Source organism: Gardnerella sp. 2492 (assembly GCF_050320365.1).
Taxonomy (GTDB): Bacteria; Actinomycetota; Actinomycetes; order Actinomycetales; family Bifidobacteriaceae; genus Bifidobacterium.
Window position 1 is genome coordinate 1,330,896 of the sequence record NZ_CP186952.1, and the last position, 18,775, is coordinate 1,349,670.

The window sequence follows — 18,775 nt, forward strand, 5'->3', positions numbered from 1 at the left end:
TGACTTTGTAGAAATTACGCGTAGTCAAATATAAAAGTAATTTACGAAAGGCTATTGTGCCGCATACTCATAATGCTGCGTCCGCCAAAAAGCGCGGAGCTAAGAATGTTAGGAATGCTAAGAATTCTAAGAATGCTAATAATAGCAAGAATTCTAAGAATATTAAAAATTCTAAGGATTCTAAGAATAGTAAGGATTCTAAGAATCTTAAGCACTTCGGTAAGTTTGGGAAGTTTAGTAAGGATTCTAAAGCAAGGAATGTTGAAAAAGCTGATGAATTCGGGAAGATAAGTAAAACTAAAAAATCCTATAAAAATAAAAATAAAGAATCTCGTTCTATTCGTGACTATCGTGAGTCTCGTGACTATCGTGAGTTTCGTGAGTTTCGTGACTCTAGAAGCTTTAACGAGTTAGAAAAAAAGCAGATTTCACAAAACGAGATTGTTATACCAGATTCTGCAATAGAATCGCGCGAAAACTACAGTGATGATGTTACATTTGCGCAACTCGGTGTTCCGGAGCCGTTAGTAGAAGTGTTACGCTCTGACGGTAAAACTACCGCATTCCCAATTCAGCAAGCGACTCTTCCAGACTCTTTGCGTGGAGCAAATATTTTAGGTCGTGGACGTACTGGAAGTGGTAAGACTCTCGCATTTGCTATTCCGCTCGTAGCTCGTTTAGCAGATAGTTTTGTTGATTTGATTCACTCTGGTAAAAACAGGCGCAATAGGGTAGATGATGCTGTTCCTGCTCCGCATGCCATGATTTTGGCTCCAACGCGAGAGCTTGTACATCAGATTGATGATGTTATTGCTCCTCTTGCTGCAGCTTACGGTATGCGTACTGTGACTGTATATGGTGGAGTGAGCTACAGGCGTCAAATTTCTCAGCTTAAGCAGGGTGCGCAAATTGTATTGGCTTGCCCTGGACGTTTGGAGGATTTGTTACGTCAGGGTGCGTTGACTCTTGAAAAAGTTGCAGTTAGTGTGCTCGATGAGGCAGATGAGATGGCTGATATGGGCTTTTTGCCTGCTGTTACGCGTCTTCTTGAGCAAGTTCAGCCTGATGGTCAGCGCATGCTGTTTTCTGCGACACTTGACAAGCAGGTTTCTACGCTTGTAAATCGTTTCCTTCCGAATGCTGTTGTTCATGCTGTTGATGATGCAGATTCGCAAGTTGATACAATGACTCATCATATTTTCGCAGTATCTTCTGGAGATAAGTATGAGGTGTTGCGAAAGCTTGCTTCTGGAAAGAAACGCGCAATATTCTTTACTCGCACAAAGTTCCAGGCAAAGAATATGGCTAAGAAATTAATTCAGCAGGGTATTCCTGCGGTTGATTTGCAGGGTAATTTGTCGCAGAATCAGCGCGATCGTCATTTGTCTGTTTTCGCGGAAGGCTTAGTACGAGTGCTTGTTGCTACAGATGTTGCCGCGCGTGGCATTGATATTAGTGATGTTGCGCTTGTAGTGCAGACTGAGCCGCCTGAAGATCCTAAGTCTTTCTTGCATCGTTCTGGGCGTACAGCTCGCGCTGGTGAGGAAGGCGATGTTGTGACTCTTGTGCTCCCGAATCAGAAGCGTGCTGCGCATATGATGCTTCGTCGTGCAGGAATTAATGCTAAAACTGAGGATGTGAATCCAGCTTCACCTGTTTTGGATGAGATTGTTGGGGAAGTAGCTGAATTGCAGGAAAACTGGAGTATGCCAGAGCCAGAGCAGCCAAAGCGCAGAGGTAGAGGAAGAAGCAGAGGACACGGTAGAGGAAGAGGACACAATGATGGTCGCGGCAGCATTCGCGGCAATGGTCACAGGCGTGATCGCAGCTAATCTACGTAAACGATGTAACTTGTCTTAGTGGCTTTGTTCTAGATTTGTTAGATTTGTATCATTCGTGATGCAAATCTAACGTTTTTTGCCTGTTTTCGGTTATATTTGCATCATTGATGAGACAAATATAACGCTTTTTGACCCAAATTCGTTATATTTGTCTCAATCGTGTTAAAAACGTTACTTGCCTTGGCCTTTGCCGAAAGCACGTAATTGGACTCCATTCCAATCAGCGCTTACGGTTAATGGGGTAGCGGCGTTCATTCCTGCTGTTTTCGCTGCAGACTGTACTGTGCTAGAACTTGGGGAGCCTTCTCTACCTGGCTTCGGTGTTAGCACCCACATAGGTGCGTCATCATCAAGCATATTCGTGGCATCCATAATGGTATCTGCGAGTTCGTCTTCGTCGTCACCGTCTCGCCACCAAATAATCACGCCATCAACAGCAGCATCGTAGTCTTCGTCCACCAGTTCTTCACCAGTGAGCTTTTCGATGCTTTCGCAAATTGTTTCGTCCACATCGTCGTCCCAGAGCCATTGTTGCACAATGTCTCCTGGTTGGAATCCGAATTCCTGTGCATGCTGAAAAGCTATCTGTTCCACGTGACTCAATATATCAAAGCGTCAAGAAGTGCGCATATATAACGGCGTGTATTGAGTGAATTTATTGTTTAGTAATTACGACACACCAGGACACGCCTCAAAAATCGCGAAAGTGAATTAAATCACTATATGTAGGTTGTTATATTCCTACTTTCCCCTAGATATTGTGCATGACTTGGGCTATAGTAGAGCGAGTCGTTGCGAATTATTCAAATAATTTGCAACGAGAGAACTTTAAGAAAAGGTAAGTATTAGAAAGGTCTGTCCGATGCAGGTTTTGGAAGAAACTGATGTTGATAACGCAGCAATTCGTAAGGATGATGGCGTAGAAGAAGCCCCAGTTTCGCGTGTGCTTGTAGAAAAGCGCGATGGCCGCGTCGTTGACTTCGATTCTATGAACATCATCATGGCCATCAAGGCTGCTTTTAAGGACTTGGGCAAGGAAGTCGGTCCGCAAGAAGAGCAGATGATTCGCGATATTTCAGATCATATTGAAGCTGAAATTCAAGATCGCTACAATGGCCCTGCAAAAATCGAAGATATTCAGACTTTGGTTGAGCACAGTCTTATTGAGAACCATCTTTACGAGGTTGCTCGCTGCTACACTAGCTATCGCTTGAACCGCGATATTGACCGCGCTAAGGCTACAGATATTAACGAAGCTGTTAATCGCCTTGTGAACAGAGACGAAACGCTTGTACGCGAGAATGCAAATAAGGATTCCAACGTTTACGCAACTCAGCGCGATCTTCTTGCAGGCGCTGTTTCTAAGGCTTCTGCGTTTTCTATGCTTCCTCACGCAGTTTCTAATGCACATATGAAGGGTGATATTCACTTCCACGACGCTGATTATTCGCCATTTACTTGCATGAGCAACTGCTCACTTCCTGATTTTGGCGATATGCTTGCTAAGGGATTTGCTCTTGGTAACGCAATGATGGACAGCCCAAAGTCTATTGGTACCGCTGCAACTCAGGTTACGCAGATTATTAAAGATATTGCTGGAGCGCAGTACGGCGGTCAAACAGTTAATCGTGCAGACGAAATGCTTGAACGTTATGCTACGTGCGATTACGACAAGAATCTTGCTATGGCAAAAGCCATGATCCCTGATTCCACTCCAATTCAAGTCGCAAAAGATATGATTGACGGCTTAAAGGCTCAGGAACCTAAGAATCTTCACTGCTTGGATAGAGATCCTCTTCCAGCTGACACTCCTTTTGATGAAAACTTGAGCGAGCTTGATCAGATTCGTGAAATTTACGCAAAAATTATGACGCGTAAGGCTATTTACGACGCTATGCAAACAATGGAATATCAAATCAATTCCAACCGCGTTTCCAACGGCCAGACTCCGTTCGTAACCGTCGGTTTTGGTCTTGGTACGTCTTGGTTTGCTCGCGAAATTCAGCGCGCTATTTTGCTGAATCGTATTCGCGGACTCGGCAAAGATCGTCATACTGCTATCTTCCCTAAACTTGTGTTTACTATTAAGCACGGTGTTAACGCAGATCCAGGAGATCCGAACTACGATTTGAAGCAGCTTGCGCTTGAGTGCTCTACTAAGCGCATGTATCCGGACGTTGTATTCTACGAGAATATTGTTAAGATTACCGGTTCATTCAAGGCTCCTATGGGTTGCCGTTCGTTCCTTCAGGGTTGGATTGATCCAAAAACTGGTAAGGACGTTGAAGATGGCCGTATGAATCTTGGCGTTGTAACTGTTAACATGCCACGTATTGCTCTTGAATCTCACGGAGATGTGACTCGCTTCTGGAAGCTTTTCGACGAGCGTATGGAAGTAGCTCACCAGGCTTTGCGATTCCGCATTATGCGTTGCAAGCAGGCAACTCCTGTGAACGCTCCAACACTGTTCCGCTACGGTGCTTTTGGTCGTTTGGAAGCTAACGAGAGCGTTGATCAGTTGTTCCGTAATGAGCGCGCAACTGTTTCTCTCGGCTACATTGGCTTGTATGAGACTACTGCAGTGTTCTTCGGCAAGGATTGGATGCAAGATCACAGCTGGAATGAGGAAGGCAAAGAGTTTGCGCTTTCTTTGGTTCGTCGCATGAATCAGCTTTGCCAGCAGTGGTCGAAGGCTGAAGGCTACCACTATTCCGTTTACTCGACTCCTGCTGAGTCTTTGACTGACCGCTTTAACCGCATGGATCGTCAGAAGTTCGGCCGCATTGAAGGTGTAACCGATCACGACTTCTACACTAATTCCTTCCATTATCCGGTTTGGTTGCAGCCAACTCCTATGGAGAAGCTTCGCTACGAGGTTGACTTCCCATATCTTGCTTCCGGCGGCTTTATTAACTACTGCGAGTTCCCATGCTTGCAGGCAAATCCTAAGGCTTTGGAAGCTGTTTGGGATTACGCTTATAAGATTGGCATTGGCTACTTGGGTACGAATACTCCAATTGATCATTGCTTCGTTTGCGGATTCCAGGGCGATTTTGAGCCAACTAAGGAAGGTTTCCGTTGCCCAGAGTGCGGCAATAGTGATCCGGATAAGTGCAATGTTACTAAGCGTACTTGCGGATACTTGGGTAATCCTGTTCAGCGTCCAATGGTTCACGGACGTCACGAGGAGATTGCTCACCGCGTAAAGCACATGTCTGGTGAAACTGGCCATGTGACTCTTAACAACGGTGAGTCTCGCGAATGGTACGAGGAAACAAAATAATCTGCTAAATACTAAATAATCTGCTAAGTAACCTGCTAAATAAACTTATGTACAGATAGTGTTTATTGCGTTTGTTATTTGGCGATAATCTGGCCGTTAGAAATGTATTACGTTTTGTGATTACTCTTTCTGACGGCTGGATTTCTTTTATTTGCGCAAATTTAGTAGTTTATTTAGTAGTTTATTTAGTTAAGTTGCTTATTTAATTTTGAAGGGGGTGGGATATGGCTCGCATTACTTTACACGATTTTGCGCCGAATGACGCGAACCGTGGGCCGTGGATTCCTACCTCTCTTTCCAATAATCCTCGCGCAGGCCAGTGGTCTAGTGAGCGCATGAGCCAGGGGATGGTCGCCGATTACAAGCGTTTTTTGATGACAGACGGAGAGGGTATTCGCTGCTCGCTTTACGTTTCCGGCTGTCCGTTCCATTGCGTTGAGTGCTATAACGAGTCGATTTGGGATTTTCGCGCAGGGCATCCTTATACGCAAAAGCTTGAAGATCAAATTATGGAAGATTTGTCACAGCCTTATGTGCAAGGATTAACCTTGCTTGGCGGTGAGCCGCTGCTAAATACTGGCATTTTACTGCCTCTTTGCAAGCGTATTAGAAGCGAATTTGGTCATACTAAAGATATTTGGAGTTGGACTGGATACACTTGGGAAGAGCTTGTGCGCAAAGGGGAGACACCCGATAAGCTTGAGCTTCTGCGTTATATTGATATTCTTGTTGATGGCCGTTATATGAAAGATTTACACGATTCGCTTTTGCAATTCCGCGGCTCTAGTAATCAGCGAATTATTGACGTTCCGAAATCATTGGAAAATCCAAGCGATCCTCCTGTAATCTGGGATAAACTTCACGATCAGGAGCGTTTTATTCCGTCTATTTACGGAAAAGACCGTGCACAAGGCGAAGGTGACGCGTCATAGTAGCTTATGAAACGTAGCGTACTTGCGTGCGCGTTATGCGTTATTAATCTTGCGGAACATATATTCGAAAGTGATATTATTGAGCGTAGAAATATCAAATTAGAGTAGGGGAAGCATGGCAAAGAAGTCTACGCAGAATTCGTCAAAGCAAGAAAAGAATCGCGCTTTTGCTACTCGTGCTCCTCATGCGATTCGTACACTTTCCGTTTCCCTAAAACGTTACCGTTTGCTTGGCGCAATTACGTCTGCTGCTATTATTTTTGAAGCGGCTATGCAAATTATAATTCCTTCAGTAATGTCAAATCTTATTGATTTTGGAATTATGCGTAAATCGGACAGTGCCGTTTTGTATTACGGTTTGCAGCTTCTTCTTTTTGCAGCATTTTCTATGATTGCTGGCGTTATTTCGGGAATTTGTTGCGCACATTCTAGCGCAGGTTTTGGAAGGAATTTGCGACATAATATTTTTTCGCGTCTGCAAGCTTTAAGTTTTTCTGATTTAGATAAATTTTCTACAGGTACGATTGTGACTCGTATGACGAGTGATGTTTCGAATGTGCAGTTTGCTTACCAACTGATTATTCGTTCTGGCGTTCGTAGCGTTGTGATTATTGCGGCCGCCTGGTGGTTTACTTTTTCAATTAGCCCAGCAATTTCTTGGGTATTTCTTGCGTTTGTTCCGACTGTGGCTGTTATTGGTGCTGTCGGAGCCGCTATTGTGGCTCCTGCTTTTATGCGAATTTACCGCATGGTTGATGAAATGAATAACCATGTGGGTGAAAATTTGCATAATATACGTGTTGTAAAATCTTATGTACGAGAAGATTATGAAAACAGTCGTTTTATGCGTATCTCGCGTAAAATTTATGCGCATTTTCTTAGAGCGGAGTATGTATTAAATTTCAGTATTCCGCTGTTTAACTTGTGTTTTTATACGGGTATGTTGCTTATCGCTTGGATGGCTTCACACGAGATAGTGGCTTCTGGAAATAATCCTGCGTTTGGTTTAACTACTGGAGATCTTGCAGCGCTTGTTGTGTACGCTTTGCAAATTTTATTTGCGCTCGCGAATTTGGTTGCAGTTTTTGTTATGGCAGTAACTGCACGTGCTTCAGTGCATCGTATTGCGAATGTGTTGCAATCTAAAAATACTGAGAAAATTTCAGATAAACCTCTTGCTAAGCTTTCTGACTCTTCTGTTCGTTTTGAGCATGTTTCGTTGCGCTATGCGAAAACAGATGATGAGAATAAATCTACTACAACAGATCAGGAAATTTTACACGATATAAATATATCGATTCCGTCGGGTGCAACTGTTGGAATTGTGGGTGCAACTGGTTCTGGAAAATCAAGTCTTGTGCAACTAATTGCAAGACTTTACGATGTAACTTCCGGTACGCTTTTTGTAGGTGGTGCGAATATTTGTGATTACGATTCTGCAAAATTGCGCGAAGAAGTAGGAGTTGTTTTACAAAAAAATATTCTGTTTAGTGGCACAATTGCAGAAAATCTTCGCTGGGGTAGTGCAGATGCCAGTGATAATGATTTGCGTGCGGCTTGCAAAATTGCTTGCGCGGACGATTTTATTAATGAGTTTCCAGATGGTTATAATACGCATATTGAGCAGGGTGGTAAGAATGTTTCTGGTGGGCAAAGACAACGTTTGTGTATTGCTCGCGCGCTTTTAAGGAAACCGAAAATTTTAATCCTCGACGATTCAATGAGTGCGGTTGATATGAAAACAGATCGTAAGATTCGCGAGGGTTTGAAAAAGTTTATGCCTGATTCTACGCAAATTATTGTGGCTCAGCGTGTCTCTTCAATTGAGCATGCGGATATTATTGTTGTTCTTAAAAATGGCTGCGTTGTTGCAGAAGGCACTCACGATGAGTTAATTAAATCTTGTGAAATTTACAGAAATATGGCTATTTCTCAAGAAAAAAGTAGCGTATCTAAAACAGAAAATAGTACGGAAGTTGCGGAAGTCGCGGAAGTTGCGGAAGAAGGAGCTGAATAAATGAGTAGCAATAAAATAAATCAGTCTTCTTCTAAATCTTCAGTAGAAGAAACAAAAAAGTACGCAATAAATTGGAAAGTACTTAAGCGTCTATTTTCTTGCGTATTTGTTTATCGTGCAAAAGTTTTTGTGATCGTATCTGCAATTATTGTAAGTTCTGTTGTTCAGGCTGCATGTGCAATGTTCTTGCAATCGTTAGTTGATGCGTATATTCTGCCACTTGTTGGCAAACAAAATCCAGATTGGATGCCGCTTGTGCGCATGATAATTCTTATGGCAAGCGTGTATGTGATTGGAATATTTTGCTGCTGGTTGTGGAGCAGACTTGTAGCAAATATTTCTGAAAGTGTTATGCGCGATTTAAGAGATTCTATGTTTAAGAAGCAGCAAAAACTTTCGCTTAAATACTTAGATACTCAGGGTTACGGCGATATTATGAGTCGCTATACGAACGATACGGAAGTTTTGCGCGAAGCTATTTCGTGGGCGTTTCCTGATTCTTTTGCGTCTCTAATGTCTATTATTGCCGCGTTTGTGTCTATTATGTGGATTTCGCTTCCTGTAGCAGCTTTCGTCGCTGTGTTTACTGCAGTGCTTCTTTATTTAGTAAAATTTATGCTTAAACGTTCAGGATATCTTTTTGAACAATTTCAGAGCGCCTTAGGTGAGTTGAATAAGTTTGTTGAAGAATCTGCAACTGGAAGCAAAGTTATTAAAATTTTTAATCATGAAGCAGCTACGATTGAAAAATTAGATGATTGCGTAGAAAAAGTACAAAAAATTTCAGCAAGCGCAAATTCTTATGCGAATAACGTAATGCCTGTAATAAGCAATGCAAGCTACTTACTTTACGTATTAATTGCGCTACTTGGAGCATGGGCTGCTTCGGCAGGTTTCCCTACTTTAGGACTCGCAGGATCTGGCACTTTAACGCTTGGTATGCTTATATCTTTGCTAACTCTTTCTCGCGCTTTTATAAACCCTATTGGCGAAATTACGATGCAAATGAATTCGCTTATGATGGCTATTGCTGGAGCGTCTCGAATTTTCTCGCTTCTTGACGAAGAACCTGAAATTGATGCCGGTACTGTACGTTTAGTGAAAGTGCGTGTAAATAAGAATTATGTTGAAATTGCTTCTAATTCCAACTTCGAAGTAGTTGAAGAAGTTGATGAAAAAGTTGAAGAAGATAATGTCTATTGGGCATGGAAGCGTGAGGAAGAAGATAACGGCACTAAGGCAGTTGTGCGCGCGCAGAAATTAAGTGAGATGGCGCAGGAAGTTGTTTGTCACGCTAAAAGGGATGCTCGTACTTCTAAAGACGGACGATATACTCTGCTTCGTGGAGACGTACGTTTTACGGATGTTGTGTTTGGTTACGATGATAAAAAACCTGTTTTGCATGATATTACGTGGTTTGCGAAACCTGGGCAAAAAGTTGCGCTTGTTGGTGCTACGGGAGCTGGCAAAACTACTATTGCAAATCTGCTAACGCGTTTTTACGATATTAACGACGGTCAAATTTTGTATGATGGCATTGATGTGAGAGATATTCAAAAAACTGATTTGCGTCATGCTATAGGAATTGTTTTGCAGGATGTTAATTTATTCACCGGAAGCATTATGGATAATATCCGTTACGGTCGTCTTGATGCTAGCGATGAGGAGTGTATAGAAGCTGCAAAATTGGCTCATGCTCACGCGTTTATTTCTAATCTTCCTGATGCATATCAGACGCAGCTTAATAACGCTGGAGAGGGGCTTTCTCAAGGCCAGAAACAGCTTATTGCAATTGCGCGTGCTGCTGTAGAAAATCCTCCTGTTTTAATTTTGGATGAGGCGACTTCGTCAATTGATACGCACACTGAGGCTTTAGTGCAGCATGGTATGGATTCGTTGATGGAAGGGCGCACGGTGTTTGTAATTGCGCATAGGCTGTCTACTGTTCGTAATGCAGATGTGATTATGGTGCTTGATCATGGCCAGATTATTGAACGTGGATCGCATGAGGAATTATTGGCAAAACGTGGCGAGTATTATCAGCTTTGCACTGGAGCTGCTGAGCTTGAATAATGGCTTGATTTTGTGCGGCAACACGCCGGACACGCCCGGCACTTGCTTTTTGGCGAGGATTCTGTAAGATAGTGACTCGGCCGTTCAAGAGAACGCGCCACGGCCCCGTAGCTCAGTTGGTTAGAGCGCCGCCCTGTCACGGCGGAGGTCACCGGTTCAAGTCCGGCCGGGGTCGCGATTAGTAAAGGCCCGGTTCGCCGGGTTTTTTATTCATCATGGCTCTGTAGCTCAGTTGGTAGAGCGAGCGACTGAAAATCGCTAGGTCAGCGGATCGATCCCGCTCGGAGCCACAAGTAAATAAACAAAAAACGCGCGGCAGTTTTTGTCGCGCGTTTCTTTATTTTATAAGCTAGTCAAGTAAGCTAGTCAAGCTGCTTCCATGAATCAACATCAATATGATGTTCAGGATTTGCCTGCCAAGCAGCCCATGCGGATTTAACAATATCCTTCACATCGTAGCGAGCATGCCAGCCCATTTCCTCATTGATTCGCTTTGTGCTACCAATAAGTTGTGGAGGGTCTCCAGCTCTACGATCTAATACAGTTTCCTTAAACGGCAAGCCAGTAACTTCTCGAACTTCATCGACGATTTCGCGTACTGAAGTGCCTTTGCCAGTTCCAACATTAAAAGCATCGTATTTGCGTTCGTCGCGATCTAAGTACGTAAGAGCTGCTATGTGCGCATCTGCTAAATCAGAAACGTGAATATAATCGCGGATGCATGTGCCGTCAGGTGTAGGGTAGTCGTCACCAAAAATAGCAGGAGCTTTTCCGCGTTGCAAACGCTCAAGAAGCATTGGAATCAAGTTTAAAATAGCAGGATCTTCCAATTCAACCGGTCCGCAACCTGCAACGTTAAAGTAACGTAATGCGCAGAAGCGAATTCCGTAAGTGTGTTCGCATGCTCGCGCCATCCATTCTCCAAAAAGCTTAGTTTGTCCGTAAGGATTGATTGGAAGCATTGGAACCACATCTTCTGGAACTACTTCAACAGGAGGAATTCCGTAAGTTGCAGCGGAAGATGAAAATACTAGCTTTTTAACGTCGCTTTCGCGCATTCCTTCAAGTACATTCAGCATGCCGTTGATATTTTGCTGATAGTACCAAAGTGGCTTTTCTACGGACTCTCCGACTTGTTTTCTAGCAGCAAAGTGTATTACTGAGTCAACATGCTCATCTTTCATTATTTGCGCAAGTCGTTTTCCTGCATCTGGTGAGGAGATATCCATGCCATAAAGTCGAGCATTTTCGATTCTCGTAGGTTTTCCGTAGCTTAAATCGTCTACTACGACGACGTTTTGCTTAGCTTCGTGCAATGCGTGAACTACGTGTGCTCCAATGTAGCCGCATCCGCCAGTGACAAGAACAGTCATTCTTGGCCTTTCTTTTATGGATTTTTATAATTCATGGATTTACGGTAAAAATTATAACTCTACGAACTGAAGTGATAATCTTTCAAATTCGTTTGTGAAGTGTGTATTATTTGACTGCTGCTGCTAAGTTGCGTTCATTTGATAGCATACGATGAGTTGGAGTATTTAATAAAATTAAAATATTTAATAAAAGTGTGTAGCAGGTTAAAGTGAGTGATTCTGAAATGAACGAGTTGGAAGTTAACGAGTCTGAAGTTGGTAATAGCGCAAATAGGGTAATTTTATCTTTTGTTAGAAGGTCTGCTCGTCTTGACGCTCGTCTAGAGCGAGCTAAGGAACGTTATTCTAGTCAATATTTATTAAATATTTCTGATAAAGATGGTTCTTTGCGCTGTATGCCAGGTTTGCGCATTAATTCTGAGTGGATTTTTAAAAATTGGGGTAATAATAATCCTCTTATAGTTGAGATTGGTTCAGGACAGGGTGAAAATATTGTTGCTGCTGCGGCTGCTAATCCTGATACTAATTTTCTTGCGCTGGAAGTTTATGATCCAGGTGTTGCGCACACTATGCTTTTAGCTGGAAAACAGGATTTGCATAATATTCGTATAGCACAGGTTAATGCGCCTGATTTTTTGGCTGCATGTGATTCTAAAGTTGTTTCTGAAGTTTGGACTTTCTTCCCTGATCCTTGGCCTAAAATGCGTCATCATAAGCGCAGAATTGTGCAGAAAGCTCTTGCGGATTCAGTTAATCGTGCTCTTGTTGATGGTGGAGCGTGGAGAATCGCAACTGATATTGAAGATTACGCTTTGCATGTTCATGAGATTATGGATTCTAGAAACGATTTTGTTAATGTTGGAGATTTGCGCGTGAGTTTGCCTACTGAGCATGTTGGTAAAGGTAATGCTGAAGATGCTGCTGTTTTGCCGCATGCCGAGTTTTTGGAGTCGCATAGGTTTGATGGTAGGGTTTTAACGAATTTTGAACGTAAGGGCATTGATGCAGGTAGGTTTATTCACGATTTTACTTATGTTTCTAGGTAACTGACTTTACATTCTTTTATAATCTATTTATCTTTTGAATATTACGACACGCGCAAGTTGTGCTGTAAGTTTAGTAGTGTTAAGATTATATGGTTTGGTTCGAAGCCCCCTTCGTCTAACGGTTAGGACACCAGACTTTCAATCTGACAACAAGAGTTCGACTCTCTTAGGGGGTACAAATTTCGCCGCGTAGTTTTCTATGCGGCGTTTTTTATTTTTATTTCTTGCGTTATGCGACACGCATTATTTATGCGGCTTTATGCTATATAAAAAAGTGTTATAATCGCTTCTTGCATGTAGTGCATAATTTGTTGATTAAGTCGTATTTGGTGACAATATATTTGATTTAATTGCAAGTTTCAGGCTCAATGATGGTCTGATGGATAATGACTGAGAACATTGTAGTAGCAGTCTTATTAACGTGCATACATACTGCCAACATAACCAATGAAGAAGAGTGTTGGTGCCAATGGAGGAAAGGATACTGATGGCTCGTCATCGACATCTTGCATCGAAGATTGTTTCTATTGCTGCGTCTGTTGCAATGCTTGTAACTGGTTTTGCTGTTACAAGTGGCGCAAATGCTGTGACTAGCGGGGAGTCTAGCAATAGCAAAGAAACTTCTAATAATGTAACACTTAATGGCAAGGGTGTTATTGTTACTGCTTTTCAGCAGAATTGGAATAGTATTGCTCAAGAGTGCACTGATACTTACGGTCCTGAAGGTGTGAAGTATGTGCAAATTTCGCCTTCTCAGGATCATATTAAAGGTAAAGCTTGGTGGACTTCTTATCAGCCTGTGAGCTATAGCTTAAATTCTAAGCTTGGCACTAAAGCTGAGTTTAAGCAGATGATTAAAACTTGCAAAGTTGCAGGTGTTGGAATTATTGCTGATGCTGTAATTAATCACATGGCTGGAGCCGATAATAGAGATAAAGTTGGCGTTGGTGGAAGTAAGTATGATGTGTCTACTCAGACTTTTACAGACGCTGGATACACTAAAGACGATTTCCATAAGAGCACCGAAAACATTAAAGACTACACTAAAGCTGAGGATGTGTGGAATAACAGACTTGTAGGCTTACTTGATTTAGATACTTCTAAGCCTCATGTTCAGCAAGTTTTAGGCAAGTATTTTGCAGATTTGTTGAAACTCGGTGTTGCAGGTTTCCGTGTGGATGCTGTAAAGCATATTTCTCCAGATGATATGAGAGGTATTAAAGCTTCTGCTATAAAGCAATACAACGAAAGTGTTGAAGATAGCAAAAAGATTAATGACATCTGGTGGATGCAGGAAACAATTGGCAACTCTTCAGAAGCTGCACAAATTCAGCCTGCTGCACATTTGAATGAAGGCGAAGTCAACGAGTTTGGCTACTCTTACCAGCTTAAGCAAAACTTCAAAGGCTCGCTGATGAAGGCAAGCAAGCCGTTGAACAAAATTCAAGACGGCATGATTGCAAGCAATAAAGCTGCTATTTTCGTTACGAACTGGGATACTGAGCGCGGTAACAGTGTACTTACGTATAAAGATGGTCGTCGTTACGCTTTAGCAAACGCATTCATGCTTGCATGGCCATACGGCACTCCAAACGTGTATTCCGGATACAAGTTCGATAAGAATGATGATGGTGCTCCTGGTGCAACTGATATTTCTGTTTCGGATGTGACTTGTGGCAAGGATTCCAATTGGCAGTGCACTCAGCGTTGGACTTCAATTCGTGGAATGATTGGATTCTACAATGCTGTACAAGGTGCGAAAGTCACAAATTGGCAGGATGATGGCGATAACAACGTTGCTTTTAGCCGCGAAAAGAAGGGCTTCTTAGCAATCAACAATTCGCTTGACGAAAAAGAAGTTTCTTATAAGACTGATTTGCCTGATGGCGAGTATTGCAATGTGTACGCTGCAGGTGACTGCTCTAAGACTGTTAAAGTTGCAAAAGGTGAAGTTAAAACCAAGATTGGCGCTCGCGAAGCAGTAGCATTGCACGTTAATGCCACAAAATCCAAGCATCCAAAAGGCTCTGCTGCAGACGCGTCTGATCCTCAATATGGTGTAGAAAAGCCTGATGCAGGCATGCCAGAAGATCCCACAACAACTATTTACTTTAAGCCAGACAAAAAGTTTAAAGATAAGAAAGTATACGTTCACTATGGCATCAGAGGCTCAACCTGGACTCAATCTCCTGGCGATGAGATGAGCAAGGCTTGCGATGGTTGGTATAAGAAGACGATTACAACCAATGGCAAAGCTTATGAAGCAGTGTTTAATAATGGTGAAAACTACTGGTATCACGAAGGAGATAATAATAACTTTAAGATTCCAGCTCACACTGATTCGTATGTAGCTCAAGATCACAAGGGTAGTGCTGGAGTAAATCCTTGCCCAGTAAAATATGAGCCAAAGACTACTGTTCGCATCCACTATAAGCAAAAAGCGGGTGATAATCGCGATATTGTAATTTGGTTGTGGGGCAAAGACAAAGATGGTAAAGATTTACCTGGAGCTTGGCATAAGTTCACTGGCACGGATTCTTTCGGCAAAGTTTTTGAAACTACAGTTGATGGAGCTTTTGAAAACAAGTCACTTTCCTTTATTACTACTACAAAAGATTGGAATAAAGACGGTGGCGATCGTGCTATTGAAAACTGTGCAAGTGGTCTTGCTGAAGCTTGGGTAACAGGCGGAACTTGGACAAATCCTAATGAAAAAGACACTAGCGATAGCACTAAGTTCACTGCTCCAGACAATCTTAAGAGTAAGCCAAAAGAGTTAAAGGTAACTGTTCATTATCGCAGGAATGCTGGCGATTATGAAGGCTGGAACATGTGGACTTGGAACGACGGAACCGGTGGTACTGCTCGTTACTTCACTTCGCATGATGATTATGGCAAAGTTGCAACCTTTACTGCTAAGAATGATGGCGGTATTGACAGTGTTGGCTTCAAAGTTAGAAAGTCTACGCCAAATAACGCTTGGGATAAACAAGATCCTAGCGATCGCAGTATTCCAAACAATGCGATTAAGCTAGATTCAAACGATCCAAGCAAGGGTAGCGTTGAAGTCTGGTTAATGCAAGATGACATGAAAGTATACTTAAACGCTACTATGCCACAACTTACAGCTCACGTGATGTCTGCTGATATTGCTGGCTTAAAGAAGTTAGCTGTAAAAGTATCTGGAGATGTATCTTCTGTAAAAGACTCTGACGTAACACTTTTGGATACTAGCGAAAATCCTGCCAAGAAAGTTGAAATTGCTTCTGCTAAAGCTAATGGTTCAGAGATTACTATCGAAACCAAGAATGACCTTAATATTAAGCATAAGTATGAGTTGAGTATTAAGGGATTAGCTACAGGTATTAAGCTTTCTGCTTCCTCAAAAACTGGTGCTAGTGTAATTCGTACCGATGAATTCGATAAGAAATACGCTTATGCTGGCAATGATTTAGGTGCTGTGTATTCTCCTTCTTCAACTACTTTCAAGCTTTGGGCTCCAACAGCAACTGAAGTAAAGCTGATTACTTATAAGTCGACTGCTGAAAAAGCTGAAAACGACAAAGAAACAGCTATGAAAGCAGAAGATCATGGTGTATGGTCTGCAAAGCTTGATGGCGACAAAGCTAATACAGCTTACGCATATGAAGTTCATTTTGCTGATGGTACAGTGAATGTTTCTGCTGATCCTTATGCTAAAGCTGCAGTAGTAAACGGTGAGCGTTCTGTTGTATTAGCAGATAAAGACGCTGGTAGCGCTGGAAATCGTATGCCAAAGTTTACGAATCCAAGTGACGCAACAATTGCAGAAATGGATGTTCGTGACTTCTCAATCAATCCAAACTCTGGTATTAGCGATGCTCATCGCGGCAAGTATCTTGGCGTAGTAGAAGAAGGCACTAAGGCTAAAGATAAGCAGAATGTTTCTGGCTTTGATTATTTGAAGTCGCTTGGTGTCACTCACGTACAAATCATGCCAATGTATGATTTTGGTTCTGTGAATGAAGCAGGTAACTTGGGTTACGGTCAGCAAGGCGCTCAAAACTGGGGCTATGATCCGCAAAACTACAATGTTCCTGAAGGATCTTACTCTACGGATCCTGCTGATCCAACAGCAAGAGTTAAGGAAGCTAAGCAAATGATTACTGGCCTTCATAAGGCTGGTTTGCGTGTGATTATGGACGTGGTTTACAACCATGTTTATGACGTACAAAAGCATTCATTTAACAAGACAGTTCCTGGATACTACTTCCGTTATAAGGATGGCGCTCTGAATGGTAACTCTGGATGCGGTAATGATACTGCTTCTGAGCGTCAAATGATGCGCAAGTATATTTTGGATTCTGTAAAGTATTGGGCTACGCATTACAACCTCGACGGCTTCCGATTTGATTTGATGGGTTTAATTGACCTGAAGACTATGCAAGAAGTGCGTGCTGAGCTTAATAAGATTGATCCTTCAATTATTGTGCTCGGCGAAGGCTGGGATATGAATGAACTGCTTCCTAAGAGCGAGTCTACTATTCAACCAAATGCTTATAAGATTCCAGGAGTAGCGTTCTTTAACGATTCCTTCCGTGATTCTATGAAAGGTTCTGTATTCGATGCTAAGGGTACTGGTTTTGTCAATGGCAATACTAGTAAAGATACTAAGGCTCTGCTTGAGCATAATTTGCTCGGTTGCCAATTTGGCACAAGTACTATTAAGTGCTCGAATAGTAATGCTGAAACGCATTTTGCTGATGCAGGACAAGTAGTTCAGTATGTTGAAGCTCACGATAACTTGTCGTTGTACGATAAGCTAAAGGTTTCTGCGCCTCAAGACACTGAAGATATGCGCATGAAGCGAGTAAAGCTTGCAAATTCAATGATTTTGCTTTCTCGTGGCATGCCATTTATTCAACTTGGTCAGGAATTCTTAAGAACTAAGAACGGAGAAGGTAATAGCTATAATAAGGGCGATGTAGTCAATGCTCTTGATTGGAATCGCGCTGCTGACAAGTCTGATTCCGTGAACTATTTCAAGGGATTGTTGAAGCTACGCAAGAGCATTAAATCTCTTCGTGATTTTGATTATGCAACAATTAACAAGAACATGAATATGATTGATGGCACTCCTGATGGTGTAATTGCTTACACGCTTAAAGATGCAGATAAGCAATACGTTGTAGTATTCAATGCTAATAATGCTGAAACTCAAGTAAAGATTCCAGCAGGAAAGTATTCTGCTCTTGTTGCTGATGGCAAAGTCAATGACAAAGCTCAAGAGGCTAGTGTTTCTGAAGACGGAACATACAAGGTTGCTGCTCTTTCGACTGCAGTGTTGCTTAATGCAGAAAAGAATCCTGCGCCTAAGCCTGGTCCTGGTCCTGTGAATCCTACACCTCAGCCACCTGCTCCTGGTCCGGTAACGCCTGCACCAACACCGTCTCCGGCACCTGCTCCTCAGCCTCAGCCATCTGAGCATGAAACTCCAGCTAAGCCGGATCAGACTAAGCCAGGTCAGACTAAGCCAGGTCAGACTAATCCGGATCAGACTAAGACTGAAACTCAAGCTGAACAGTCTGCACCGGCTAAGTCCGAACAGACTGAGCTGTCTAAGTTTGAACAGTCTGCACCGGCTAAGTCTGAGCAGCCTGCGCCAGCAAAGCCAGCAGAATCCACTCCTGTGCCTGCTGCTCCACAAACAGTCCAGCAGCTTAACCCAGAACTAAAGGGAACTCTTAGCATTGGTAACAATAACGTTGCAACTGCAGGTGTTGTTAACGCTGTGAGAATTAATGTTGTAAACAGCGAGTTCACCGAGCGTTTGCAACGTGATGGAGTAGTTTATGCATACGCGTACATTTACTCGTCTCCACGCCTGCTTAAGGGTGCTGATGGTTCAAAGTTTGTGACTGTCCGCATGGTTAATGGCAAGCCTCAATTCGACGCTCAGTTCCCAGCTGGATACTCAGGAAAGCATACGGTTGTTTTGGTTGACGAGAAAGGCAATCAAGTTGCTTGGACCGAAATAACAGTAGTAAATAATGCAGTTGCTAATAAAAAGAAAGTATTAAGTAATACTGGTATTAATATTGCTTTTGCTGCAATTACTTTCTTAATATTGGCTGCCGCTGCAATTGCGTGTTCTGCGTTTGCTAAGTTTGCTACGTTTACTAAAAAATAATCGACCAAAATATGTGCGTAGATTATTTTTAAGTAATTATC

General features: G+C 42.5%; 9 protein-coding genes and 3 tRNA genes. 10 read left to right on the forward strand and 2 right to left on the reverse strand.

Annotated elements, in window-relative coordinates:
• Positions 1 to 56 precede the first annotated feature (56 nt).
• Positions 57 to 1,832 carry a DEAD/DEAH box helicase gene (locus ACPFYS_RS05215; RefSeq protein WP_427876443.1) on the forward strand — a complete coding sequence of 592 codons (1,776 nt, stop codon included), beginning with the start codon at positions 57 to 59 and terminating at the stop codon, positions 1,830 to 1,832.
• 180 nt (positions 1,833 to 2,012) lie between these two features.
• On the opposite strand, the gene ACPFYS_RS05220 is transcribed toward ACPFYS_RS05215, so the two are convergent.
• Entirely contained in the window at positions 2,013 to 2,435 is a 423-nt protein-coding gene (locus ACPFYS_RS05220) for a DUF3052 domain-containing protein (protein WP_427876445.1), read from the reverse strand.
• 268 nt (positions 2,436 to 2,703) lie between these two features.
• Here ACPFYS_RS05220 and nrdD point away from each other — a divergent pair, with 268 nt between their 5' ends.
• The 6 genes from nrdD (at position 2,704) to ACPFYS_RS05250 (ending at position 10,436) form a co-directional block, all read left to right on the forward strand.
• The gene (nrdD, locus tag ACPFYS_RS05225; RefSeq protein ID WP_427876447.1) at positions 2,704 to 5,124 is read left to right on the forward strand and encodes an anaerobic ribonucleoside-triphosphate reductase; all 2,421 of its coding nucleotides are present in this window, start codon (positions 2,704 to 2,706) and stop codon (positions 5,122 to 5,124) included.
• A 224-nt stretch (positions 5,125 to 5,348) separates the two neighbouring features.
• Positions 5,349 to 6,056, forward strand: a complete 708-nt coding sequence (gene nrdG, locus ACPFYS_RS05230) for an anaerobic ribonucleoside-triphosphate reductase activating protein (RefSeq protein ID WP_427876449.1) — start codon at positions 5,349 to 5,351, stop codon at positions 6,054 to 6,056.
• Between the two features lie 115 nt (positions 6,057 to 6,171).
• On the forward strand, positions 6,172 to 8,073 hold the full coding sequence (locus ACPFYS_RS05235; protein WP_427876451.1) for an ABC transporter ATP-binding protein: 1,902 nt from the start codon (positions 6,172 to 6,174) through the stop codon (positions 8,071 to 8,073).
• The gene (locus tag ACPFYS_RS05240; RefSeq protein ID WP_427876453.1) at positions 8,074 to 10,146 is read left to right on the forward strand and encodes an ABC transporter ATP-binding protein; all 2,073 of its coding nucleotides are present in this window, start codon (positions 8,074 to 8,076) and stop codon (positions 10,144 to 10,146) included. It abuts the gene before it with no gap.
• A gap of 101 nt (positions 10,147 to 10,247) precedes the next feature.
• Positions 10,248 to 10,321: transfer RNA gene (locus tag ACPFYS_RS05245), tRNA-Asp, on the forward strand.
• A gap of 42 nt (positions 10,322 to 10,363) precedes the next feature.
• Positions 10,364 to 10,436: transfer RNA gene (locus ACPFYS_RS05250), tRNA-Phe, on the forward strand.
• 72 nt (positions 10,437 to 10,508) lie between these two features.
• On the opposite strand, the gene galE is transcribed toward ACPFYS_RS05250, so the two are convergent.
• Positions 10,509 to 11,519 carry a UDP-glucose 4-epimerase GalE gene (galE, locus tag ACPFYS_RS05255; RefSeq protein ID WP_427876454.1) on the reverse strand — a complete coding sequence of 337 codons (1,011 nt, stop codon included), beginning with the start codon at positions 11,517 to 11,519 and terminating at the stop codon, positions 10,509 to 10,511.
• Between the two features lie 224 nt (positions 11,520 to 11,743).
• Between galE and trmB the strand changes: the two genes are divergently transcribed.
• The 3 genes from trmB (at position 11,744) to pulA (ending at position 18,734) form a co-directional block, all read left to right on the forward strand.
• Positions 11,744 to 12,565, forward strand: a complete 822-nt coding sequence (gene trmB / locus ACPFYS_RS05260) for a tRNA (guanosine(46)-N7)-methyltransferase TrmB (RefSeq protein WP_427877671.1) — start codon at positions 11,744 to 11,746, stop codon at positions 12,563 to 12,565.
• A 104-nt stretch (positions 12,566 to 12,669) separates the two neighbouring features.
• Positions 12,670 to 12,741 (forward strand) — tRNA-Glu (locus tag ACPFYS_RS05265).
• Positions 12,742 to 13,052: 311 nt separating this feature from the next.
• Entirely contained in the window at positions 13,053 to 18,734 is a 5,682-nt protein-coding gene (pulA, locus tag ACPFYS_RS05270; protein ID WP_427876456.1) for a type I pullulanase, read from the forward strand.
• Positions 18,735 to 18,775 lie beyond the last annotated feature (41 nt).